The sequence below is a fragment of the Nocardia sp. NPDC051900 genome, from assembly GCF_044452545.1.
Classification (GTDB): domain Bacteria; phylum Actinomycetota; class Actinomycetes; order Mycobacteriales; family Mycobacteriaceae; genus Nocardia; species Nocardia sichangensis.
The window spans coordinates 215,951-237,864 of the sequence record NZ_JBITBU010000001.1 but is presented as its reverse complement, the minus strand read 5'-3'; the positions used below and the strand labels follow the sequence as shown (position 1 = coordinate 237,864).

Annotated in this window: 20 protein-coding genes and 1 tRNA gene; 11 read left to right on the top strand and 10 right to left on the bottom strand. The window is 67.8% G+C overall.

Annotation, left to right across the window (positions count from 1 at the left end):
* Window positions 1-6 precede the first annotated feature (6 nt).
* The gene (locus tag ACIA5H_RS01080; protein WP_397073000.1) at window positions 7-822 is read left to right on the top strand and encodes a class I SAM-dependent methyltransferase; all 816 of its coding nucleotides are present in this window, start codon (window positions 7-9) and stop codon (window positions 820-822) included.
* 66 nt (window positions 823-888) lie between these two features.
* Here ACIA5H_RS01080 and ACIA5H_RS01075 read toward each other — a convergent pair whose 3' ends face one another.
* Complete coding sequence (locus ACIA5H_RS01075; RefSeq protein ID WP_397072998.1) at window positions 889-1,488, bottom strand: TetR/AcrR family transcriptional regulator; 600 nt, start codon at window positions 1,486-1,488, stop codon at window positions 889-891.
* A gap of 61 nt (window positions 1,489-1,549) precedes the next feature.
* Between ACIA5H_RS01075 and ACIA5H_RS01070 the strand changes: the two genes are divergently transcribed.
* Complete coding sequence (locus ACIA5H_RS01070) at window positions 1,550-2,914, top strand: flavin monoamine oxidase family protein (protein ID WP_397072996.1); 1,365 nt, start codon at window positions 1,550-1,552, stop codon at window positions 2,912-2,914.
* 94 nt (window positions 2,915-3,008) lie between these two features.
* On the opposite strand, the gene ACIA5H_RS01065 is transcribed toward ACIA5H_RS01070, so the two are convergent.
* The 3 genes from ACIA5H_RS01065 to ACIA5H_RS01055 form a co-directional block, all read right to left on the bottom strand.
* Window positions 3,009-3,203 carry a DUF6879 family protein gene (locus ACIA5H_RS01065; RefSeq protein ID WP_379252965.1) on the bottom strand — a complete coding sequence of 65 codons (195 nt, stop codon included), beginning with the start codon at window positions 3,201-3,203 and terminating at the stop codon, window positions 3,009-3,011.
* A gap of 1,307 nt (window positions 3,204-4,510) precedes the next feature.
* On the bottom strand, window positions 4,511-5,317 hold the full coding sequence (locus tag ACIA5H_RS01060) for a GAF domain-containing protein (protein WP_379252968.1): 807 nt from the start codon (window positions 5,315-5,317) through the stop codon (window positions 4,511-4,513).
* Between the two features lie 248 nt (window positions 5,318-5,565).
* Entirely contained in the window at window positions 5,566-5,820 is a 255-nt protein-coding gene (locus tag ACIA5H_RS01055) for a helix-turn-helix domain-containing protein (protein ID WP_397072993.1), read from the bottom strand.
* Window positions 5,821-6,006: 186 nt separating this feature from the next.
* On the opposite strand from ACIA5H_RS01055, the gene ACIA5H_RS01050 reads away from it, so the two are divergent.
* A complete protein-coding gene (locus ACIA5H_RS01050) occupies window positions 6,007-7,128 on the top strand; it encodes an alpha/beta hydrolase (protein WP_397072991.1) in 1,122 nt (373 codons plus the stop codon).
* Between the two features lie 31 nt (window positions 7,129-7,159).
* On the opposite strand, the gene ACIA5H_RS01045 is transcribed toward ACIA5H_RS01050, so the two are convergent.
* The 5 genes from ACIA5H_RS01045 to ACIA5H_RS01025 form a co-directional block, all read right to left on the bottom strand.
* Window positions 7,160-7,720: a TetR/AcrR family transcriptional regulator gene (locus tag ACIA5H_RS01045; protein WP_379252971.1), complete on the bottom strand. Its 561-nt coding sequence runs from the start codon at window positions 7,718-7,720 to the stop codon at window positions 7,160-7,162.
* Window positions 7,721-8,065: 345 nt separating this feature from the next.
* Window positions 8,066-8,137: transfer RNA gene (locus tag ACIA5H_RS01040), tRNA-Val, on the bottom strand.
* Window positions 8,138-8,154: 17 nt separating this feature from the next.
* Window positions 8,155-8,619 (bottom strand): peroxiredoxin, encoded by a 465-nt coding sequence (locus ACIA5H_RS01035; protein WP_355072739.1) that lies wholly within the window; start codon window positions 8,617-8,619, stop codon window positions 8,155-8,157.
* Between the two features lie 77 nt (window positions 8,620-8,696).
* Window positions 8,697-9,119 carry a DUF3052 domain-containing protein gene (locus ACIA5H_RS01030; protein WP_355072984.1) on the bottom strand — a complete coding sequence of 141 codons (423 nt, stop codon included), beginning with the start codon at window positions 9,117-9,119 and terminating at the stop codon, window positions 8,697-8,699.
* A 126-nt stretch (window positions 9,120-9,245) separates the two neighbouring features.
* A complete protein-coding gene (locus ACIA5H_RS01025) occupies window positions 9,246-9,803 on the bottom strand; it encodes a hypothetical protein (RefSeq protein WP_397072989.1) in 558 nt (185 codons plus the stop codon).
* Between the two features lie 214 nt (window positions 9,804-10,017).
* On the opposite strand from ACIA5H_RS01025, the gene aceE reads away from it, so the two are divergent.
* From aceE to ACIA5H_RS00990, 7 genes are all read left to right on the top strand, one after another.
* Entirely contained in the window at window positions 10,018-12,933 is a 2,916-nt protein-coding gene (gene aceE, locus ACIA5H_RS01020; protein ID WP_397072987.1) for a pyruvate dehydrogenase (acetyl-transferring), homodimeric type, read from the top strand.
* 11 nt (window positions 12,934-12,944) lie between these two features.
* Window positions 12,945-14,279, top strand: a complete 1,335-nt coding sequence (locus ACIA5H_RS01015; RefSeq protein ID WP_355072743.1) for a helix-turn-helix domain-containing protein — start codon at window positions 12,945-12,947, stop codon at window positions 14,277-14,279.
* Between the two features lie 128 nt (window positions 14,280-14,407).
* Complete coding sequence (locus tag ACIA5H_RS01010) at window positions 14,408-15,322, top strand: ACP S-malonyltransferase (protein ID WP_355072745.1); 915 nt, start codon at window positions 14,408-14,410, stop codon at window positions 15,320-15,322.
* Window positions 15,323-15,444: 122 nt separating this feature from the next.
* The gene (gene acpM / locus ACIA5H_RS01005) at window positions 15,445-15,747 is read left to right on the top strand and encodes a meromycolate extension acyl carrier protein AcpM (RefSeq protein WP_039796877.1); all 303 of its coding nucleotides are present in this window, start codon (window positions 15,445-15,447) and stop codon (window positions 15,745-15,747) included.
* Between the two features lie 10 nt (window positions 15,748-15,757).
* The gene (locus ACIA5H_RS01000; RefSeq protein ID WP_355072747.1) at window positions 15,758-17,008 is read left to right on the top strand and encodes a KasA/KasB family beta-ketoacyl-ACP synthase; all 1,251 of its coding nucleotides are present in this window, start codon (window positions 15,758-15,760) and stop codon (window positions 17,006-17,008) included.
* A 121-nt stretch (window positions 17,009-17,129) separates the two neighbouring features.
* Window positions 17,130-18,563 (top strand): carboxyl transferase domain-containing protein, encoded by a 1,434-nt coding sequence (locus ACIA5H_RS00995; RefSeq protein ID WP_355072748.1) that lies wholly within the window; start codon window positions 17,130-17,132, stop codon window positions 18,561-18,563.
* Window positions 18,564-18,744: 181 nt separating this feature from the next.
* A complete protein-coding gene (locus ACIA5H_RS00990) occupies window positions 18,745-19,230 on the top strand; it encodes a helix-turn-helix domain-containing protein (RefSeq protein ID WP_355072749.1) in 486 nt (161 codons plus the stop codon).
* A 12-nt stretch (window positions 19,231-19,242) separates the two neighbouring features.
* Here ACIA5H_RS00990 and ACIA5H_RS00985 read toward each other — a convergent pair whose 3' ends face one another.
* On the bottom strand, window positions 19,243-19,929 hold the full coding sequence (locus ACIA5H_RS00985) for a nitroreductase (RefSeq protein ID WP_397072983.1): 687 nt from the start codon (window positions 19,927-19,929) through the stop codon (window positions 19,243-19,245).
* 181 nt (window positions 19,930-20,110) lie between these two features.
* On the opposite strand from ACIA5H_RS00985, the gene ACIA5H_RS00980 reads away from it, so the two are divergent.
* Window positions 20,111-21,907 carry an Eco57I restriction-modification methylase domain-containing protein gene (locus ACIA5H_RS00980; protein WP_397072980.1) on the top strand — a complete coding sequence of 599 codons (1,797 nt, stop codon included), beginning with the start codon at window positions 20,111-20,113 and terminating at the stop codon, window positions 21,905-21,907.
* The last annotated feature ends 7 nt before the right edge of the window (window positions 21,908-21,914 follow it).

The following is a 21,914-nucleotide window of genomic DNA, read 5'->3' as shown; positions in this document are numbered from 1 at the left end:
CGTCAGATGACCGAGTCCGGCTCCGCTGAGCTGAAGCGGCGGCATCGCGCGATGTGGGCACTGGGCGACTATCCGTCCGTCGCCACCGAGGTCATCTCCGGATTGGGCAGGCGTCTGGTCGAGGCCTGCCGTATCGGCGCTGGTCAGCACGTGTTGGACATCGCGGCAGGGTCCGGCAACGCCGCGATCCCGGCGGCCGAGACCGGTGCGGAGGTCGTGGCGAGCGACCTCACGCCCGAGCTGTTCGAGGCGGGTCGGCGTCTCGCCGCGGAGAGAGGAGTCGAGCTGCGGTGGCAGCAAGCCGATGCCGAGGCATTGCCCTACGCGGATGCCGACTTCGATGCCGTGATCTCCTGCGTCGGCGTCATGTTCGCGCCGTTCCACCAAGCGGCGGCGGACGAAATGCTCCGCGTGACCAGGCCGGGCGGCACGATCGGGCTGATCAACTGGACGCCGACCGGATTCATCGGGCAGATGTTCGCCACGATGAAACCGTTCGCTCCGCCACCCCCGCCCGGCGCCCAGCCGCCCCCGCTGTGGGGCGACGAGACGCACGTGCGGTCGCTGTTGGGCGATCGCGTCACCGATCTGGAGCTGCGGCGCGAAAACGCGGTCATCGACCGCTTCGCCGACGGCGCCGAGTTCCGCGACTTCTTCAAGTCCTGTTACGGCCCGGCGGTCGCGGTGTACAAGGCCATCGCTGCCGAGCCCGACCGCGTCGCACAGTTGGACCGGGAACTCGCGGAACTTGCTGCACGACATGACCTGGGCAACGGGCGCATGGAGTGGGAGTACCTCCTGGTCACCGCGCGCCGCTCCTGAGCGACGGGATTGGAACCGGGCGTTCGTGCCACATCGCTCCCCCCTTTCCCCGGCGGGTTCGTAGTGTCAGGAAGTCGCGCCGATCGCCAATCCTGCGAGGAGATCGTGCACAAGGCTTGCCGCCTGCTCGTGAGCGCGTTGCCGATCATCGGTCTCGGCGATGGTCAGCGACAGTTCGGTCAGGGCCCCATAGAAGGCACTCGCCAGTAATGCGGCGGGGTAGGGACGGATGAGCGCCGCACCGAGCAGATTCTGCACCGCCTCGACGACCAGGCCGCCGAGATGACGTTGGTCGAGTTCGCGCCAGCGCTGCCAGCCGAGGCCGATCGGTCCCTGGAGGAGCACGATGTGCCGGTAGTCGGGTTGGGCGCAGACGTCGAGAAACTCCCGCACACCGCGGTCGACCCGGTCGAACGGGTCCGAGGCCGAGTCGATCGCGGTGCGGATGCGTTGCGCCGCTCGAGTCTCCAGATCGTCGACGATCGCCTCGAACAGCCCCTTCTTGCCGTCGAAGTGGTGATACAGCGCGCCGCGAGTAAGGCCGGTGGCGCGAACCAGCTCTTCCGCCGACAGATCCGCGTACTCGCGTTCGGCGAACAGCCGCCCCGCGGTCTCCAGCAGCGCCTGGCGGGTGTTCTCCGCGTACTTCTCGCGAAACGACTCCATGCGGTATGGATATCACATACAGTATGTATGTTAGATACAGTCTGTATGAAGGTGGGCCGTAATGGGCGAATCAGTGGACGTCGTCGTTGTCGGAGCCGGGATAGCGGGTCTGGTAGCCGCCCGCGACCTGGCGCGAAGTGGTGCGGAGGTGCTCGTGCTGGAGGCGCGCGACCGGGTCGGCGGGCGGCTGCTGAACGGTGAACTCCCCGGTGGTGCGCCGATCGAGGTGGGTGGTCAATGGGTCGGGCCCGGCCAGCAGCACGTGCTCGCGCTGATCGATGAACTCGGCCTGAAGACCTTCCCCACGTACACCGCGGGCCGTCATATCGCCGAACTCGGCACGGCCCGCTCGGTATACACCGGCCGGATTCCCAAGCTGAACCCGCTGGCACTGGCCGATGTAGCGCAGATCCAGTGGAGGCTCGACCGAGTGGCGCGCCGGGTCGCGGCGACGGAGCCGTGGCTCGCCGACCGGGCTGGAGTGCTGGACGCGCAAACCTTCGCCACCTGGCTGCGGCGGACCGCCCACACCTCCGCGGGTCGGTCGTTCTTGCAGCTGATCACCGAGGCGGTGTTCTCCGCGGAGCCGGAGGATATGTCGGCACTGTGGGCCGCCTACTACGTCGGCGCCGCCGGTGGGCTGGACGCGTTGATCAATACCGCGGGCGGTGCGCAGCAGGACCGCGTTGTCGGCGGTTCGCAGACCATCGCGTTGGCGCTGGCCCAAGAACTCGGTGACCGTGTCGTCCTGGAAACCGTGGTGACCGATGTCGAGTGGGACGTCTCGGGTGTCCGGGTCGTCGCGGGCGGCACGATCGTTCGCGCTCGTCGAGCCGTGATCGCGGTTCCGCCGCCACTGGCGGCGCGCATCCGCTTCACCCCTGGCCTGCCCGGCGATCGTGACCAACTCGTGCAGCGCATGCCGATGGGCCGGGTCATCAAAGTCAATGTCGCCTACGACGAGCCCTTCTGGCGCGAAGCGGGTCTGAGCGGCCAAGCCAACAGCGACCATCGGCCCCTGGGCACCGTCTTCGACAACACTCCGCTCGACGGTTCACCCGGCGTGCTCGTCGGCTTCCTCGAGGGACGGCACGCCGACAGAGGCGCGCGCCTCGACCTCACCGAGCGTCGTGCACAGGTGATCGACGATCTCGCAGGCTACTTCGGGCCAAGGGCCCGCAACCCCATCGCCTACATCGAACGTGATTGGGCCGAAGAGGAATTCAGCCGCGGCTGCTACGGCGCGTTCACCACGCCCGGCACCCTGACCCGTTTCGGTCCGGCCCTGCGCACACCCATCGGCCCGCTGCACTGGGCAGGCACCGAAACCGCTACCCGGTGGGCCGGCTACATGGACGGAGCCGCCGAATCCGGCCACCGCGCCGCCCGCGAAATCGCTCCCGCGCTCGGCCGCAGTGGGGTGTAGCGGTTCGACCACGACTGCTGTCGTGGGCGCAGAGGGGATCGAACCCCCGACCGCTGGTGTGTAAAACCGCGCCGAAACACCCGCGCTGCGCCATTCATCGAGCGGCATACTCCCCGAACGGAATCGCCGCCGACCACACCCGATCACGGATCGCGACCGCGTGCGCGACGATCACGGTTTCGTCGGTCAGCGCTGCGCCGACCCATAATCCGCGCGCGTCGAACAGGGAGAACGCCACCGCCCGCTCATCGAACAGCCAGAAATCCTCGGTGGCCGCGTCCGAGGTCACCGGTCTTCCAGCCCTGCACGGCGTAGCGCGGCGGATCGGTCTCGGTGACGTAGAGCAGGCGAACCGTCGCCGCCGGATTCACCGCCGATGATTCGAACTCGCACGTGCATGTCCGTCCCCTGGTGTGGCACGGAGTGTGTGCCGCGCCGATAGTCACAGCCTGAACCGGGGAAATGCAACCAATTGCGCACTCGCGCGCACTTTTGTATCGACGGCGAACTACGCACGCTTAGCGTGCTTTTCAGCCCCCGCACCGGGTCGAGCCGGACTCCTCGGCGCGGGGGGATGCCAACGCCGACAGCGAAGGGCGGGGGAATGGACGCGCTCGGATTGATCGACCTTTGTCGCCGACAACGGAATGGGACGCGGCCCAGGTGCGCCGGTTGGGGCGGCGGACCCCACGTGTCGTCCCCTGGAAGGCCGGACGGAAGGGTGGAAGGCCGGGGTGGAAGGGATGGTCGCAGGAGGGTGCATGCAGCGGATTTTTGGGCGTTGAGTCATGGCGCAATGGGTGTGCTAGCACATACTGATAGGGGGTAGGGGAATAGGGGAAGCCCAGCCTCTGTCGCTCGATTCGTGTCGGTGCCCGGGGTGACCATTCAGGTTATGCAGTTTCGCTCATACGATCAGGGCGGTCCGCTCATCCCGCACCCAGTCACCCTCGATGCGGAATGGAACGCCGAGTGTGGCCATCATCTGTCGGCGTGGTGCCTGGGTTGCTCCACGTGCACCGACTGCGCCGGAACCTGCTATTGCGGCGCCGCTGAAGACGAGGACCCGCCCGTCTACCTCCTGCATCTCGCCAGCTGATCCGGTCAGGTCGACCGCGTCGTCGGGTGCTCAGTCCGCACCGACGGGCGGTGTGTAGACGACGTGACCACACCGGATGTACCAGTGGAGGCGGTGCAGACCGCCGGCCTGCAAGCAGGCCAACGAACCCACCGGCATCTGTCTCGGGCCGAACTGGTGCCTGCAGTGCGCCGGTCCGAGATTGCGCAGGAACCGTGGGGCCGGCGTGGCCAGAGCCCGGCAGCGAAACCGGGCGCTGACCGGCCAGATACCCCGGGCGTGTCCAAGTACCCATATGGATGTCATTCGACGGGCCGTAGGTGACATCTGTCCCGAACGGCTGGTGTACCAGAATCGGGTACCGAGCTACTCGGGCCTTCCAAGGGGCTTGCTGATGCACTGGGGATACAGCGTCACAAGGGCACCACGAGGCCGGTAGCTGCGGGTGCGCGCGTGGCGGGCGTTCACCCGGGCTGCCGGTGCCGCACGGGGGCCGGGAGGTTGGTTCGTGGTGACGGTCAGCGGTTGAGGTAGGCGGCCAGGCCACCGAGTTCCTCGTTGGCGATGAACACCGAACGGACGTTGATGATGGCCTCTTCGACGTGGGTGGTGCAGCCCCAGGCCGAGTCGCCCCACGAATCGGCGATCTTCAGCTCGGCCGGCGCGGTGCAGCCGGCGGTGCCGCCGAGCTGGCAGTGCTCAGGGTGCGGCGTGGTGGCCTGTACGGCAGCCGCGGCTCGTATCTGGGCGGCGAGCTCGGCGGCGGCAGCGGCGCGTTGCTCGGCATCGTCGCGCAACTGGCGTTCGGCGCGTACCGCCTCGAGGGTGGCCAGGCGCAGCTCCAGGTGCTGCGCGACCTGGTCGGCGAGATAGCCGAGCACGGTCCTCTGCACCTCGCTCAACTCCCGAGGCATGGCGTCGATTGCGGTAACGGTGCCGAGGTGGTGCCCGTCGGTGGTGACGATCGGGGCGGCGGCGTAGAACCGCAGCCCCAGCTCACCACGTACCAACGGATGATCGAGGGTGCGCGGATCCGTGACCGCGTCGTTGACCACGTACGTGCCGTCGGCGCAGAACGCCGACGCGCACAGTCCCGGTTCCGTGCCGACCTGCGCGACACCATCCAGTCCCTTGGCCGCGGCGAACCAGACCCGGTCGGCGTCGACGATGCTGACCGTGGCGATCGGGGTGCCGCACACCGCTGCGGCGGTCGCCGCGATGGTGTCGAACTGGCCGTCGGTTGGAGCGTCGAGGATCTCGTAACGGCGTACCGCAGCTAGCCGGGCGGGGTCGGTGAGGGCGGTTCTGTCAGCGGTGATCGACACGGTGTGGTGCTCGCTTCCCATGGGGTGTTCAGGCCGGGGTAGCGTACGTGGTTGCGGCGGTCATGCCGCATCCGCTGTGGCTGTCGTGATGCTGGCGCGGTCGAGGACCCGGTACACCGTCGGGCGCGACACCTCGAACAGCTCCGCCGGTTCGGCGATGGTGGGATGGCAACCTCATCACGTACAAGACGCGCGACTGACCCCTGATAACGCCCGCGTCCCAGCGTTTCCGGCGGTCAGGCGCTTTCCTAGAGCACGGGCTTGGTTTGGGTGGTCGGTTCGGGCAGGTACTTGTAGATCGTGCTGCGCGAGACACCCAGCAGCCGGGCGACCGAGGAGACGGTCTCTTCCGGTCGGGTGAGGATGGCGCGGGCCTGGCGGATCTGCTCGGTGGTCATGGCCGGTGGGCGGTCGAGGCGTTGCCCGCGGGCGCGTGCGGCGTCGAGGCCTTCGTGGGTGCCTTGGACGATCAGGGAGCGGCCGAGCCGGTCCAGTGATGGCACGACGAGGGGTGCCGCCGGAGCGCATATATTCCACGCATTTCTGGAGTTCGGCGCGTTCGGCATCGCCAACGCAGAGCCATACTCGGCCAACTTCTTGACTGACGTCCAAGAAGTCTTTACCGTAAGCGCGGCCTGCTTCTTGGATGTCGTCCAAGAAGGGCGATGGTAAGCGAGAGGACGTGAGTCATGGACTTCAGTGGGCCTACCGATCGGCGCGAGACGGCAACGGTGCGGCGCCGTGCGGTTTCGTTCGCCTCTGGCCAGGACGAGTGCGCGGCCTGGCTGTACGCCGCACCAGACGTGAACGGCCCGCGTCCGATGGTGATCATGGGGCACGGGCTCGGGGCGGTGCGGGAGATGCGCCTGGATGCCTACGCGGAACGGTTCGCCGACGCGGGGTGGTCGGTGCTGGTGTTCGACTACCGTCACCTCGGGGCCAGCGGCGGAGCACCGCGCCAACTCCTCGATATCGGCAAGCAACGCGCCGATTGGCATGCCGCCCTGGCCTTCGTACGCACCCTGCCGGAGGTCGATGTCGACCGGATCGCGTTGTGGGGCAGCTCGTTCGGCGGCGGACATGTCCTTCAGGTCGCCTCCGAAGACAGCCGTATCGCGGCGGTCGTGGCCCAGTGCCCCTTCACCGACGGACCGGCGTCGTTGCGCTCACGTATCCGGACGGGCCCGCTGAGCGTGGTAACGCTGATAGTGGCAGGCATCCTGGACACGGTCGGTTCCTGGTTCGGCGCGAAGCCGATCCTGGTGCCGATGGCGGGGACGTCCTGGATGCCCGCGTTCGTGGCCTCACCCGACGCGCTCGCCGGCGCTTCCGCGCTCCTGCCTGCGGGGACCCGGCTCTCGCGGCGCACCAGCACGTTGTTGAAACGGCTGCCGTCGGTGCGGGCTCAGGTGTCGGAGAACATCGAGCTGACCGAGATCGACGGTGGGGAAGAACCCGTGACCGGTGTCGGTCGCGACAGCATGTGGGGTGTATTGCGCGGCCCGGACGGTGAATTCGACGCCGCCAACGCCCTGGCCGCACGGCTGGTGCTGCACCTTCCGCTCGATCGGCCCGGCCGCGCGCTGGCTCGCTTCAGCACTCCGACGCTGCTGTGTATCTGCGACAACGACGCGGCCGCGCCCGCGAAGACCACGAAGCGGCGCGCGCAGGGCCTAGCACACGTGCACGTCCAGAACTACCCGTGCGACCACTTCGGCATCTACTTGGGCGAGCACTTCGAACGCGCCGTGCGTGACCAAATCGATTTCCTGGCAACACAATTCGATAACACCGCACACAGCACGCAGTAGGCTGCCCCGTGGACGTGCGGAGAGCAGGCACTCAGCCGGCAGCCGCGGCAAGACTGCGAGCGCTGTTGAGCAACGTCTCGATCACCGCGCGCCGCTGGGGCTGCTCCGTCGGATGCGTCAGCAAGCCCTCGACAACGAAAACGCCGATCGCGACCAGCGGATCCAGTTCGTCGGCGGGCACGCCGAGCTCGATCAGCTCTGCCCGGAACAATCCCTCGGCCAGCGCGTGGAACTGCTCGTGCCATTCGTGAATGGCTGCGGACTTCTCGGCGCGCATGTGCACCGTGCTCACCAACCGGCCCAGTTGCTCCAATTCCTGGACCAGCCATAGCAGCCGATCAGCCAGCCCCGAGCCCAGCATTTCGCTGTAGGAGGCCATCGAGTCGGCCAGTACCGCGTCCAGGACCGCGATCAATACCGCGTCCTTGTCCTGGAAGTACCAGTACAGCGTGTTCGACACGACTCCGGCGTCGCGGGCGATCCGCGACATCGATGCCGCGTCGTATCCCTGCTCGACGAACAACCGCCGAGCAGCCACCACGATCTCCGCGCGCTTCTCTTCCCGATCCTGCGGACGTCTGTTACGAGGCATCTCCAGTCCCGACCTAGTGCCAGCCCCCGATGCTATCTTGACCAGCGCCCAAGAACAGCTCCGACAGTGGAACCGTCAGGAAGGCACGGTCCGACGAGCATCCTCAAATGCCGCTTATCGAGCGGCCGAAGCCGGCGCATCGTCGGTAAATGATCGTTTGCCGACAACCAGGCCCCGTGTGGAGGACCAGCACCGGAGTGCCGGAATCCCGTGTCGGAACTCGGAGGTGATCAACCTGTCGGCGCGCTGGTCCGGTCGTGCTCGCGCAGCAGCCGCAGGACGGTGGCCGGTGAGGGGTGCTGGCCTGAATGCAGGCAGGTATTCCTCTCTCCTGCATCTTCTCGGTGGGCGCAGAGGGGATCGAACCCCCGACCGCTGGTGTGTAAAACCAGAGCTCTACCGCTGAGCTATACGCCCGTGCCGTTACCGGCGGCTTATGAATCTAGCGCGGCGAGCGCTTTCTCCCAAGCCGCCTGGTCACGGGGTTCTCCGGGGCCGTTCATCTCCGCGAAGCGGATGTAGCCCTCGCGGTCGACGACGAAGGTGCCTCGGTTCGGGTAGCCCGATTTCTCGTTGAAGACGCCGTAGGCCTGGGCCACCGCGCCGTGCGGCCAGAAGTCCGACAGCAGGGGGAAGATGTAGCCCTGCTCGGCGGCCCAGATCTTGTGCGTTGGCGGCGGGCCGACGGAGATCGCGAGGATCTCCGCGTTGTCGTTCTGGAACTTGGGCAGCTCGTCGCGCACCTTGCACAGCTCACCCTGGCAGATGCCGGTGAAGGCGAGCGGGTAGAACACGATCAGGACGTTCTTCTTGCCCCGGTAAGCCGACAGGGTGACTTCCTGGTTGTTCTGGTCCTTCAGCGTGAAATCCGGCGCGACAGTGCCAACCTCTAGCGGCATAGCGAATCCTCCATCGTGTCGGGTCTCCACCGGGTGGGCGTGCGACACCACCCTGGTGGAAACCATAGCGCGGTGGCTCAACGCTGCTTCGAGGGCGCCTTGGGCTGCACGAGTCTGCTTCCGGTCCACGAGCCGAGGCTGATCGCCGAGGTCTGGGTCAGACCTGCGGTCGGTGCGGATTCGGCGATTTCGCTCGGCTCGACATGGCCGGGTTGTCCAGTCTTGGGGGTGAGTACCCAGACGAAACCGTCGTCGGCGAGCGGGGCGATGGCGTCCATCAGGGCGTCGACCAGATCACCGTCCCCATCCCGCCACCACAGCAGCACGACGTCGATCACTTCGTCGGAGTCCTCGTCGACGAGTTCACCGCCGATCGCTTCCTCGACATCGGCCCTCAGGTCGTCGTCGACGTCCTCGTCCCAGCCCAATTCCTGGACAACCAAGCCGTGTGAGATGCCAAGCTTCTGAGCGTAGTTCTGCGCGTCCGCCGCGGCGACCACGGTGGCGTCCTCCTCAACTCCCGACAGTAGGTAGTTGCAAGCGAACATGGTTATGGGCTTCAGCGCAAGCCGATCCGGCGAAATAGCTACCGAATGTCGCGTTGCGATGGTGTGTCAAGGGCTTTCTCAGCGCTTCGGACACGAGTCGCGGACGGCGTTGCGCGCGTCGTTGACCCGCTTGCTGGCATCGTTGAGCGCCGCGACCGGGGCGGTGTAGGTCATCTTGCGCGTCTCGGCGGCCAGCGCGCGGGCGGCGTTCACGTATTCGGTGAACAGCGGCACCAGGTCCGTGGGTAGCGCCTCCTTGGCGGAGTTCACGCCGCTTTCCACCTTGTTCGCGGCGTCCTCTAGAGTCTGCGCCGCCGAGTCGCGCTTGGCGACGTAGTCCGGTGCGTTCGCATCGTGCGCGTCGACGAAATCGTTGTATTTGCTGACGCCCGCTCCGGTGATGGTGGGGAACTGACCGCAGTTGTCGGAGATGGCCTTGGCCTGGGCCGCGGCGCGCCTGGATGAGGTCGCCGCCGCCGACGAGGACGCTGCCTCGGTCTTGTATGCCGCCAGATCGCTCGCGTTCGGACCCGCCACGCCTTCCACCCGGTTGGCGCACCCCGCGACGACCAATCCGATGGCGACCGCGCCGGTGGCACACACCATTCCGAACCCGCGTGGGTTCAGCAGCTTCATCGTCCTCCCGCTCCTCAGGGCTGCCACGCTCGACATGCTCACCTTGCCTGTCGAACGGTACTGGATTTCCGGCTGAGATGATGATTTGGGACGCGTCATCGGCAAGGATGGATGGTGCGCCCGAACCTTTCGTGAACGGGGGGTCCGCCAACCAGCGAACCCGCCCGGGGATACCGACGCCATCAGCATGTCCACCCCTGTACGAGGAGCAGATTTGACCGACCTGATCCACTCTTCCGCACCGGCGAAATCCGCTGGTACCAGCTCCGCTCCCGCGCCCGCCGCGAGCCGCGATCCGAACGGGTCGCACGCGCCGCAGCCGGCCGGACGGGTGCGGGTGATCCGCGAAGGGGTGGCGTCCTACCTACCGGACATCGACCCGGAGGAAACCAGCGAATGGCTCGAGTCGTTCGATGAGATGCTCGACCGGGAGGGTCCCGGCCGTGCGCGTTACCTCATGCTCCGTCTGTTGGAGCGGGCCGGTGAACGTCGGGTCGCCATCCCGTCCTTGACCTCCACCGACTACGTCAACACCATTCCCACCGAGAACGAGCCGTGGTTCCCCGGCGACGAGGAGGTGGAGCGCCGCTTCCGCGCCTGGATCCGCTGGAACGCCGCGATCATGGTGCATCGCGCCCAGCGCCCCGGCATCGGCGTCGGCGGCCACATCTCGACCTACGCGTCCTCGGCGGCGCTCTACGAAGTCGGCTTCAACCACTTCTTCCGCGGCAAGGACCATCAGGGCGGCGGCGACTCGATCTTCATCCAGGGCCACGCCTCGCCGGGCATCTACGCCCGCGCGTTCCTCGAGGGCAGGCTGTCGACCGATCAGCTCGACGGGTTCCGTCAGGAGTACAGCAACGGCGGCCCCGGCCGCGGGCTGCCGTCCTACCCGCACCCGCGCCTGCTGAACAACTTCTGGGAGTTCCCCACGGTGTCCATGGGCCTGGGCCCGATGAACGCCATCTACCAGGCGCGCTTCAATCACTACCTGCACGATCGCGGTATCAAGGACACCTCCGACCAGCACGTGTGGGCGTTCCTCGGCGACGGCGAGATGGACGAGCCGGAGTCGCGCGGTCTCGCGCACGTCGCTGCCATGGAGGGTCTGGACAACCTGACCTTCGTCGTCAACTGCAATTTGCAGCGCCTGGACGGCCCGGTGCGCGGCAACGGCAAGATCATCCAGGAGCTGGAGTCGTTCTTCCGCGGCGCGGGCTGGAACGTCATCAAGGTGATCTGGGGCCGGGAGTGGGACGCGCTGCTCGGCGCCGACCGCGACGGTGCGCTGGTGAACCTGATGAACAGCACCCCCGACGGTGACTACCAGACCTACAAGGCCAACGACGGCGCGTACGTCCGCGACCACTTCTTCGGGCGTGACCCGCGCACGAAGGCGCTGGTGCAGGACTTGTCCGACCAGGAGATCTGGAACCTCAAGCGCGGCGGCCACGACTACCGCAAGGTGTACGCCGCCTACGCGGCGGCGATGGCGCACAAGGGCCAGCCGACGGTGATCCTGGCCAAGACCATCAAGGGCTACACCCTCGGCAAGCACTTCGAGGGCCGCAACGCCACGCACCAGATGAAGAAGCTGACCCTGCAGGATCTCAAGGACTTCCGCGACCTGCAGCGGATCCCGATCAGCGACGCCGAGTTGGAGAAGGATCCGTACCTGCCGCCGTACTACCACCCCGGTATGGAGGCCCGCGAGGTCCAGTACATGCTCGACCGGCGCAAGGCGCTCGGCGGGTTCCTGCCCGAGCGGCGCGCCGCGGCCAAGCCGCTGAAGCTGCCCGGCGACGAGGCCTACCGCTCGGTCCGCAAGGGTTCGGGCAAGCAGAACGTCGCCACCACGATGGCCCTGGTGCGGCTGATGAAGGAGCTGCTGCGGGACAAGGAGATCGGCAAGCGGATCGTCCCGATCATCCCCGACGAGGCCCGCACCTTCGGCATGGACTCGTGGTTCCCTTCGTTGAAGATCTACAACCGCAATGGGCAGTTGTACACATCCGTCGACGCGGAATTGATGCTTGCCTACAAAGAGAGCACCGTCGGGCAGATCCTGCACGAGGGCATCAACGAGGCGGGGTCGACGGCGTCGTTCACCGCGGCGGGCACCTCGTACGCCACGCACGGCGAGCCGATGATCCCGCTGTACATCTTCTACTCGATGTTCGGCTTCCAGCGCACCGGCGACGGACTGTGGGCGGCCGCCGACCAGCTCGCGCGCGGGTTCGTGCTCGGCGCGACCGCCGGACGCACCACGCTGACCGGCGAGGGCCTCCAGCACAACGACGGGCACTCGCTGCTGCTGGCCTCGACCAACCCGGCCGTGGTGACCTACGACCCGGCGTTCGCGTTCGAGATCGCCCACATCGTGCGCGACGGCCTGCGCCGCATGTACGGCGGCGGCACCCCGCCGCAGGGCTCCGCGCCGCTGCCCGGCACCCATCCGCACGGCAGCCCCACCGAGTTCGGCGGTGAGGACGTCTTCTACTACATCACCCTCTACAACGAGCCGTACCCGCAGCCGGCCGAGCCGGAGGACCTCGACGTCGCGGGGCTGCTCAAGGGCATCTACCTGTACAAGCGCGGCGGTGAGGGCGCGGTGCGCGCCCAGATCCTGGTCTCCGGCGTCACCGTGCCGGACGGCCTGCGCGCGCAGGCGCTGCTCGCGCAGGAGTGGGGCGTGCAGGCGGACGTGTGGTCGGTCACCTCGTGGGGCGAACTCCGTAAGGAGGCGCTCGACAAGGAGATCGCCGCGCTGCGCGACCCGGGCGCCGAGCCCGGGGTTCCGTACGTCACCGAGGCGCTGTCGCGGGTCGACGGCCCATATGTGGCCGCGACCGACTGGATGCGCGCGGTGCCCGACCAGGTCCGCAAGTGGGTGCCCGGCGACTTCACCACGCTCGGCACGGACGGTTTCGGCTTCTCCGACACCCGCCCGGCCGCGCGGCGGGTGTTCAACGTCGACGCGCAGTCCATCGTGGTCGCCGCGCTGGCCGGACTCGGCCGGATCGGCAAGCTCGACCCGGCCAAGGCCGCGGAGGCGGCGGCGAAATACGGCATCGCCGACGTGGACGCCGCGCCGAAGGCGGCGGTGAGTTCGGACGAAGACCTCGCATAGCGGAATATTGGATGGTGGACCGTAAACCGCCGCGGCCGCGACGGATCTCCGAGGGCTCTTCCGAGCACGAGGTGTATCTGCCGACGGGCGCGCTCTCCCCGAACCGGCAGACCCGCGACCCCCTTCCGGACACGCTGCTCAAACGCGTGAAGCAGTTCTCCGGCCGCCTCTCCACCGAGGCGGTGGGGTCGATGCAGGATCGGTTGCCGTTCTTCGCCGATCTGGACGCCGCGCAGCGGGCGGGCGTGCAGATGCTGGTGCAGACCGCGGTGGTGAACTTCCTGGAATGGCTCCAGGACCCGGACAGCGACATCCGTTTCAGCCTGGACGCCTTCCAGGTGATCCCGCAGGATCTCGCGCGGCGGTTGACGCTGCGCCAGACCGTGGACATGGTGCGCGTCGCCATGGAGTTCTTCGAGCAGTGGCTGCCCGCGCTCGCGCGCAACGACCGGCAGCTGGTGGCGCTGACCGAGGCGGTGCTGCGTTACGGGCGTGAGCTCGGCTTCGCAGCCGCCTCGGTGTACGCCAGCGCCGCCGAGTCGCGCGGCGCGTGGGACACCCGGTTGGAGGCGCTCGTCGTCGACGCCGTGGTGCGCGGCGACACCGGCCCGGACATGCTCTCCCGGGCCGCGACGCTGAACTGGGACGCCACCGCACCGGCGACGGTGCTGGTGGGCACGCCGCCCGGGGAGCAGGGTGTCTCGTCGGTGGGGGCGGTGCATTCCATCGCGGCGCGGCACGGGCGGGCCGCGCTCGCGGTGGTGCAGGGCACCAGGCTGGTGATGGTCGTCTCCGGGCATCTGGGGGAGACCGCTCAGATCTCACCGTTCCTGGCAGACCTGCTCGCGGAGGTGTTCTCCGACGGTCCGGTGGTGATCGGTCCGACCACCCGCACGCTGGGCGCGGCCCACGCCAGCGCGGTGGAGGCGCTGGCCGGGATGGAGGCCGTGGTGGGTTGGCGGGGGGCGCCCCGACCGGTGCACGCGGCGGAATTGCTGCCGGAGCGCGCTTTGTTGGGTGATCGAGCTGCGATCGACGCGCTGAACGAGTACCTTGTCCTACCGTTGGCTGCGGCGGGGTCGTCGCTGGCGGACACGCTCGATGCCTATCTGGATTGCGGTGGAGCGGTCGAGACGTGTGCGCGCCAGCTGTACGTCCATCCAAATACGGTTCGGTATCGCCTCAAGCGAATCGCCGAGATCACCGGCCGGGATCCGATGAATCCACGGGACGCGTACGTCCTCCGGATCGCCGCGACAGTGGGTCGTTTGACACGAACCCGTAACGAATCGTCAACTCCTGTCCCAGAAGTCACTTCGATCGCGTTGGGTCCCGAGGGCTTGTAACGCATCGGCGGAATCGGTCGATTCGGACAGCCCACGTGGTCTTTTGTGGAACCCCCACAAAAGCGCTTCCGAAGCTTCATCCGCGTCGACATCTCGTGCGGCCCGCCTCACAGTGTTTTCTTAGAGGCGTGATCGCGTTGTTCGCCCCTGGACAGGGCTCTCAGACACCCGGCATGCTCGCGCCTTGGCTCGACCTTCCCGGCGCGAACGAGCGCCTCACGCTGTGGTCCAAGGCTTCCGGCCTGGATCTGGTCCGTCTCGGCACCACCGCGACGGCCGAGGAGATCACCGACACCGCGGTCACCCAGCCGTTGGTGGTCGCCGCCGCGCTACTCGCGTTCGCGGAGATCTCCCAGGACGAGCTGCCCGCCGCTACCATCGTCGCCGGGCATTCGGTCGGTGAACTCGCCGCCGCCGCGGTCGCCGGAGTCATCTCCGCCGACGACGCGGTCCGGTTGGCCGCCATCCGCGGAGCGGAGATGGCCAAGGCGTGCGCACTGGAACCGACCGGCATGTCCGCGGTGCTCGGCGGCGACGAGGCCGCCGTGCTCGAACGGCTCACCGAACTCGACCTCGTCCCGGCCAACCGCAACGCGGTGGGCCAGATCGTGGCCGCGGGTCGGTTGGACGCTCTCGCCGAGCTCGCCGCGAACCCTCCGGAGAAGGCCAGGGTTCGGGCGCTGCCCGTCGCGGGCGCGTTCCACACGGCGTTCATGGCGCCCGCGCAGGATGCTGTGACCGACGCCATAACGAAGATCACGCCGAACGAGCCGACCAGAACCTTGCTCTCGAACTTCGACGGCAAGCCGGTCGCGTCCGGACAGGACGCGATCGACAAGCTCGCCGCGCAGGTCACCCGGCCTGTTCGCTGGGATCTGTGCACCGAGACCGTCCGGCAGGCCGCCGTTTCGGCGGTGGCGGAACTGCCGCCGGCGGGCACCCTCGTCGGCATTGCCAAGAGGGAGCTGAAGGGCACGCCCACGCTGGCCCTGAAGACCCCGCAAGACCTCCCCGCGTTGGCTGAGCTGACCGTGTCCGGCTAGCTTTCCTCCGCGACCATGCATCACATGATGCGAGGTCGTGACCGAGAGGCGGTAACTATTACCGCGCTCGATCCGAAAAAAACCAGTAGAGCCCTACAAAGTATCAAGAAGGGAGCCACGAAGTGGCCGCTCTGACCCAGGAACAAATCGTCGAGGAACTCGGCAAGATCATCGAAGAGGTGACCGGCATCGAGCCCTCCGAAGTGACGATCGAGAAGTCCTTCGTCGATGACCTGGACATCGACTCGCTGTCCATGGTCGAGATCGCGGTTCAGACCGAGGACAAGTACGGCGTGAAGATCCCCGACGAGGATCTGGCCAGCCTGAAGACCGTTGGCGACGCCGTCAACTACATCCAGAAGCTCGAGGCCGAGAACGCTGAGGCGGCGGCCGAGCTCAAGGCCAAGTTCGACAACGCCGAGTAGGGCCGAAACTGTGACCACTCCTTCCACCTTGAACGGGAACTTCCCCAACGTCGTCGTAACCAGCCTTGCGGCGACCACGTCGATCGCGGGTGACGTCGATGCGACGTGGAAGGGACTCCTCAACGGCGAGAGCGGCATCGACGTTCTCGAGGATTCCTTCGTCGAGGAATACGACCTTCCGGTCCGCATCGGCGGTCACCTGAAGGTCCGGCCGGACACCCTGCTGACCCGGGTCGAATGTCGGCGCATGGCCTACGTCGAGCAGCTCGCGACCGTGCTCGGTCGCGAGGTCTGGCGGAACGCGGGCAGCCCGGAAGTCGACCCGGAGCGGCTGGGTGTGGCCATCGGCACGGGATTGGGAGGCGGCGACGCCCTCATCGATTCCGTGGACAAGCTGAAGAACGGCGGCTACCGCAAGATTTCGCCGTTGGCTGTGCAGATGGTCATGCCGAACGGCCCCTCGGCCGTTGTCGGCCTCGAATTGAAGGCCAGGGCAGGAGTGGTCACTCCGGTCTCGGCGTGCTCGTCCGGCTCCGAGGCCATCGCCAACGCCTGGCGGATGATCGTCATGGGTGACGCGGACATGGTCGTCACCGGTGGCGTCGAGGGCTTCATCGACGCGGTGCCCATCGCGGCGTTCACCATGATGCGCGCCATGAGCACCCGCAACGAGGACCCGAAGGGCGCCTCGCGTCCCTTCGACAAGGATCGCGACGGCTTCGTCTTCGGCGAGGCGGGCGCGCTGATGGTCATCGAGACCGAGGAGCACGCGAAGGCTCGGGGCGCGACCATCCACGCCCGCCTGCTCGGCGCAGGCATCACCTCCGACGGCTTCCACCTCGTCGCCCCCGACCCGACGGGTGACGGCGCCGCGCGGGCGATGACCAGGGCGATGCAGTCCGCTGGCCTGACCAAGAAGGACATCACGCACATCAACGCGCACGCGACCGCGACGCCGATCGGTGACACCGCCGAGGCGAACGCGATCAACAAAGCCGTGGGCAGCCACGCCTCGGTGTACGCGCCGAAGTCGGCGCTCGGCCACTCGATCGGCGCCGTCGGCGCCCTGGAGTCCGTGCTGACCGTGCTCTCCATCCGCGACGGCATCGTTCCGCCGACGCTGAACCTGGAGAACCAGGACCCGGAGATCGACCTCGACGTGGTGAAGGGCGAAGCCCGCCGCCAGGAGATCGAGTACGCGATCAACAATTCCTTCGGATTCGGTGGGCACAACGTAGCGCTCGCCTTCGGTCGGGCATAGCCGCGCGATCGACTGCACAACGATTCCGGCGGGGCCGGCCATCTGACGTGGTCGGCCCCGCCGCGTTTCGCCATACGCAGCCGCGGCAGCGGCGCACTTATCGAGGTCAGGAGACAACGCGATGACAATCATCGCTCCCGCGTTGCATCAGGAGACGACGACCGACCCGCGCGATCCGCTCGGCCGGCTCCAGCGTTTCTTCGATCCCGGCACCATTCTTCCGCTACACCCGCGCGACAAGTCCGGCGTGCTCGCCGCCATCGGCGAGGTGGACGGCGTCCGCACCGTGGCCTACTGCTCCGATGCCACCGTCATGGGCGGCGCGATGGGCGTGGAGGGCTGCAAGCACATCGTCGACGCCATCGACACCGCCATCGACTCCGGTGTCCCCGTGGTCGGCCTGTGGCACTCCGGCGGCGCTCGCCTGGCCGAGGGCGTCGAGGCGCTGCACGCGGTCGGTCTGGTCTTCGAGGCCATGGTCCGCGCGTCCGGCCTGGTCCCGCAGATCTCCGTGGTGCTCGGCTTCGCGGCCGGTGGCGCCGCCTACGGCCCGGCGCTGACCGACATCGTGATCATGGCTCCGGAAGGCCGCGTCTTCGTGACCGGCCCGGACGTGGTGCGCAGCGTGACCGGCGAGCAGGTCGACATGGCCACCCTCGGCGGGCCGGAGACGCACGGTAAGAAGTCCGGCGTCACCCACATCGTGGCCGCCGACGAGTCCGACGCGCTGCACCGCGCTCGCCGCTTGGTGTCGATGTTCGCCGAGCAGGGCGAATTCGACTTGGTCGCGGCCGAGCACGGCGACGTCGACCTGAAGGCGATGCTGCCGGAGTCGGCGAAGCGCGCCTACGACGTGAAGCCGATCATCAACGAGCTGCTCGACAACGTCGACGGCGAGTCGTCGTTCGAGGAATTGCAGGGCGGGTACGCCCGCAGCATCGTCACCGGTCTGGGCCGTCTCGGTGGGCGCACCGTCGGTGTGCTGGCGAACAACCCGATCCGTCTCGGCGGCTGCCTGAACTCCGAGAGCGCGGAGAAAGCGGCGCGTTTCGTGCGGCTGTGCGACGCGTTCGGCATTCCGCTGATCGTGGTCACCGACGTGCCGGGTTACCTGCCCGGCGTCGGCCAGGAGTGGGAAGGCGTCGTGCGGCGCGGCGCGAAGCTGCTGCACGCGTTCGCCGAGGCGCGCGTTCCGCGGGTCACGCTGGTGACTCGGAAGATCTACGGTGGCGCCTACATCGCGATGAACGCCCGCTCGCTCGGCGCGACGGCGGTCTACGCGTGGCCGGGCTCGGAGGTGGCCGTCATGGGCGCCAAGGCCGCGGTCGGCATCCTGCACAAGAAGGCCCTCGCGGCCGCGCCGGAGGAGGAGCGCGAGGCGCTGCACGAGCGGCTCACCGCCGAACACGAGCGCATCGCGGGCGGTGTGGAGCGCGCTATCGCCATCGGTGTCGTCGACCAGGTCATCGACCCGGCGAAGACCCGCAGCATTATCGCGGCGGCGCTCGCCGCGGCCCCGGCCCGCGCCAGCCACCACAAGAACATTCCGCTCTGATCTACGCACCGAAGCGGGCTCCGGTATTCCCGGGGCCCGCTTCGCGTTTTCCGGATTTCGCACCGACGGGCTCGTGCGGCGCTGTGGAGTCGGCGGTTTGGTGTGTCGCACGCAGTTCGAGCGGGTGAGGTCGTGAAGTCTCACGGGGCGGGAGCGGCTCGGTGGTCGGTAGCATCGGGAGGTGCGCTACGAAGAACTGGCCGACGTGCCGTGCTCGATCACGCGCCCGCTCGTGATCTTCGGTGATCGCTGGACGCTGCTGATCCTCAAGTCCTGCTTCTCCGGGGTCCGGCGGTTCAACGCCTTCCAGAGCGCACTGGGCATCTCGCGCAGCAGGTTGCAGGATCGGCTGGACCGCCTGATCGAGCACGGCATCCTCGTCAAGCAGAAGGCCGCCGTGGGTGCGCACGAGGAGTACCGCCTCACCCCCAAGGGGCACGACATCTACCCGATTCTGCTGGCCATCCGTGATTGGGGCGATGCTTACATGGCGCCGGAAGGGCCTCCGGTGCGTTACGCCCATCACGAGTGCGCGGGCGAGGCCCACGTCCGGCTCGAATGCGATTCGTGCGGAGCCGAACTCACCGCACGCGATGTCACCCCGAAGCCGGGACCGGGCTTGCTGGGCGTCACCGGCGCCGAGGCGACCGCGGGTAGCGCGCGCTGACGCCCTCGGGTGTCAGTCGGCGAACCAGGTGGCGACTTCGTCGGCGTCGGCCCGGGTGGTGCGGAAGCTGTTGACGGGATGATCGAGGTCCGGATATCCGAATGAGATTCCGGCGACGACCTTGCGATGCTCCGGGATGCCGAAGTACTCCCGGACGAAAGGGGAGTACGAGGCGAGTGCCGCCTGCGGCGCCGCGCCGAGACCGAGGCTCTGCGCGCCCAGCAGGAAACTGCCGATGTACAGACCGCAGTCCACCGCTCCGTAGACGCCCAGATCGGCTTCGCTGGTCACGATCGCCACATGCGGCGCGTCGAAGAGTTCGAAATTCCGTACGGCCTGCCGCATCGTCTTCTCGTGATCGCCTTTGGCGATGCCGACGCTGTCATACAGTTGCTTTCCGCATTCGCGCCTGCGGTCCCGGTACGCACCGGTGTATTGCGCGGGAAACTCGAAATCCGACGCGGGCGTGGCTGTCGCGATGTGTTCGACCAGTTCCTTCCGGAAACGATCCGTTCCGGCGCCCTCCGTCACCACGACCTGCCATGGCTGGGTGTTGCACCACGACGGCGTTCGCTGGGCCAGCCGCAACAGGGCGCGGATGGTGTCGCGCTCGACGGGCTGCGAGTGGAATTGCCTGCAGGTCCACCGTTCGTCGAGCACTCGGGTCAGGGTTGTGAAGTCGTCGGTCGTCACGGTCATTCCCCCGCCTCCTTTGGTAGTCTTATTTCGAGACCGCACGCTAGCATCGAACGCTCCGACGCGAAAGCCGGGCGCCACGCCGTCGCCGGGCGCCGGGCGAGTCGGCCGCGACGCGCGCGGGGCGCAAAAGTGTTGCCCGCGTTGCGGCAACGGGCGCGGTCGCGCCAGGCAGAATCCCGATATGGCGTCCGAAGCTCCCGCCGCGCGGGACCGCAAACGGCACGGCAGGCATTACACGCCGCCCGTGCTGGCGCGGTTCCTGGCGCAACGGCTGCTGCGCCATGCCGAGCCCTCGGACGCGGGCGTCCTGCGTGTGCTCGATCCGGCCTGTGGCGACGGCGAATTGCTGTTCGCCGTGCACGAAGAGGTCGCGGCCCGGTTTCCCGGTGTCCGTCTGGTGTTGACCGGTTACGACCTGGACGCCCGCGCGCTCGCGGTCGCCCGTGAGCGCGCCCGCTCGGCGGGGATCGACGCGCACTGGCACAAGGCGGACTTCCTCGCGGTCGAGGCGCGGCTCGCGGACGGCGCGTTCGACGCGGTGATCACCAACCCGCCGTATGTGCGCACCCAGCAGTTGGGTGGATCGACCGCGCAGTTGCTGAGCAAGCGGTTCGGTCTGCGCGGGCGGATCGACCTGACCCATCCGTTCGTGGCGACGCTGCCCCGGCTGCTGGCCGCGGGAGGTGTGCTCGGCCTCCTGTGCGCCAACCGATTCCTGACCACCAAGGCCGGCGCGAACATCCGGCGGCTGTTGCTGACCGATCTGGCTCCGGTCGAGCTGTACGACCTGGGGGACACCAAACTGTTCACCGCCGCTGTGCTGCCCGCGATCACCATCGCGCGCCGCGCGAACCACGGCGACGGTTGCCGCTACGTCTCCGCCTACGAGGCCATCGGCGAAACACCAGGTGCGAAGACGCTGTTCGAGGCGCTGCTCGACCCGGGCGGCTCGATCGTCGAGTACAACGGCCGGACCTTCGCCGTCGAGGTCGGCACGTTGGCAACGGGGTGCGGGCCGCCCGGAGCCGGTCGGGGTGGCGATGAGAGTTCGACCCGTGACGCCGCGCCGGCGGTCACGGCGGAACGAAGGACTCTCCGAGGCGCGGCGCGGGAGCCGGAGGCCGCGTGGCGGATGTCGCACGACGCGATCGATTCCTGGCTGGCGCGGATAGCGACGGCGACCTGGCGCAATTTCGGCGAGGTGGCGCGCATCCGGGTCGGCATCAAGACGACCGCCGACCATGTGTTCATCTCCGACCGCTGGGCACAGGCCGACCTGTGTCCCGAGCCCGAACTGTTGCTGGAGCTGATCACCCATCACGATCTGGCGCCGTGGCGGGCCACACGCGCCCGCGACGTTCGCGTGCTGTATCCCTACGACCTGGCCTGTGCCCGCCGCACGCCGATCGATCTCGGCGAATACCCTGCCGCCGCCGCGTATCTACGGTCGCATCGTCGCACACTGGCCGGGCGACGCTATGTCGTCGAAAGCGGCCGCGCCTGGTACGAGATCTGGGTGCCGCAGCGCCCGCACCTGTGGCAGCAGCCGAAGCTGGTATTCCCGGACATCAGCGACCGTCCGCGTTTCGCGCTGGACAGCTCGGGCGCGGTGGTCAACGGCGACTGCTACTGGATCTCGCTGCCCGATCTGGCGGCTGCGCCCACGGAGGCGACGCGCTTGGCATATCTGCTGATGGGGGTGGCCAATTCGGCGCTCGGATTGCGGTTCTACGACGTGGTCTGCGGCAATCGGTTGTACTCGGGCAGGCGGCGGTGGATCACCCAATATGTGTCACGGCTGCCGGTGCCCGATCCGGCGGCGGCCCGGTCGGCGGGAGTCATCGATCTGGTGCGCGAGTTCGTGGAGGGCCGGGCGCCGGATGCGGCGGCGCGGGCCGAGCTGGACGAGCGGGTGGACGCCGCGTTCGGCGTCGGATTACGCGTACCTCCGCCTTCGCTCCGGCCATGCGCGGGCTGAAGACGGA

Coding starts and splice junctions, on each gene's coding strand:
- ACIA5H_RS01070 (WP_397072996.1), top strand. CDS start 1,550: ATGGGCGAATCAGTGGACGTCGTCGTTGTCGGAGCCGGGATAGCGGGT.
- ACIA5H_RS00995 (WP_355072748.1), top strand. CDS start 17,130: ATGACAATCATCGCTCCCGCGTTGCATCAGGAGACGACGACCGACCCG.
- ACIA5H_RS01035 (WP_355072739.1), bottom strand. CDS start 8,619: ATGCCGCTAGAGGTTGGCACTGTCGCGCCGGATTTCACGCTGAAGGAC.
- ACIA5H_RS01015 (WP_355072743.1), top strand. CDS start 12,945: ATGGTGGACCGTAAACCGCCGCGGCCGCGACGGATCTCCGAGGGCTCT.
- ACIA5H_RS01080 (WP_397073000.1), top strand. CDS start 7: ATGACCGAGTCCGGCTCCGCTGAGCTGAAGCGGCGGCATCGCGCGATG.
- ACIA5H_RS01050 (WP_397072991.1), top strand. CDS start 6,007: ATGGACTTCAGTGGGCCTACCGATCGGCGCGAGACGGCAACGGTGCGG.
- ACIA5H_RS01075 (WP_397072998.1), bottom strand. CDS start 1,488: ATGGAGTCGTTTCGCGAGAAGTACGCGGAGAACACCCGCCAGGCGCTG.
- ACIA5H_RS01025 (WP_397072989.1), bottom strand. CDS start 9,803: ATGAAGCTGCTGAACCCACGCGGGTTCGGAATGGTGTGTGCCACCGGC.
- ACIA5H_RS01045 (WP_379252971.1), bottom strand. CDS start 7,720: ATGCCTCGTAACAGACGTCCGCAGGATCGGGAAGAGAAGCGCGCGGAG.
- ACIA5H_RS00985 (WP_397072983.1), bottom strand. CDS start 19,929: ATGACCGTGACGACCGACGACTTCACAACCCTGACCCGAGTGCTCGAC.
- ACIA5H_RS00980 (WP_397072980.1), top strand. CDS start 20,111: ATGGCGTCCGAAGCTCCCGCCGCGCGGGACCGCAAACGGCACGGCAGG.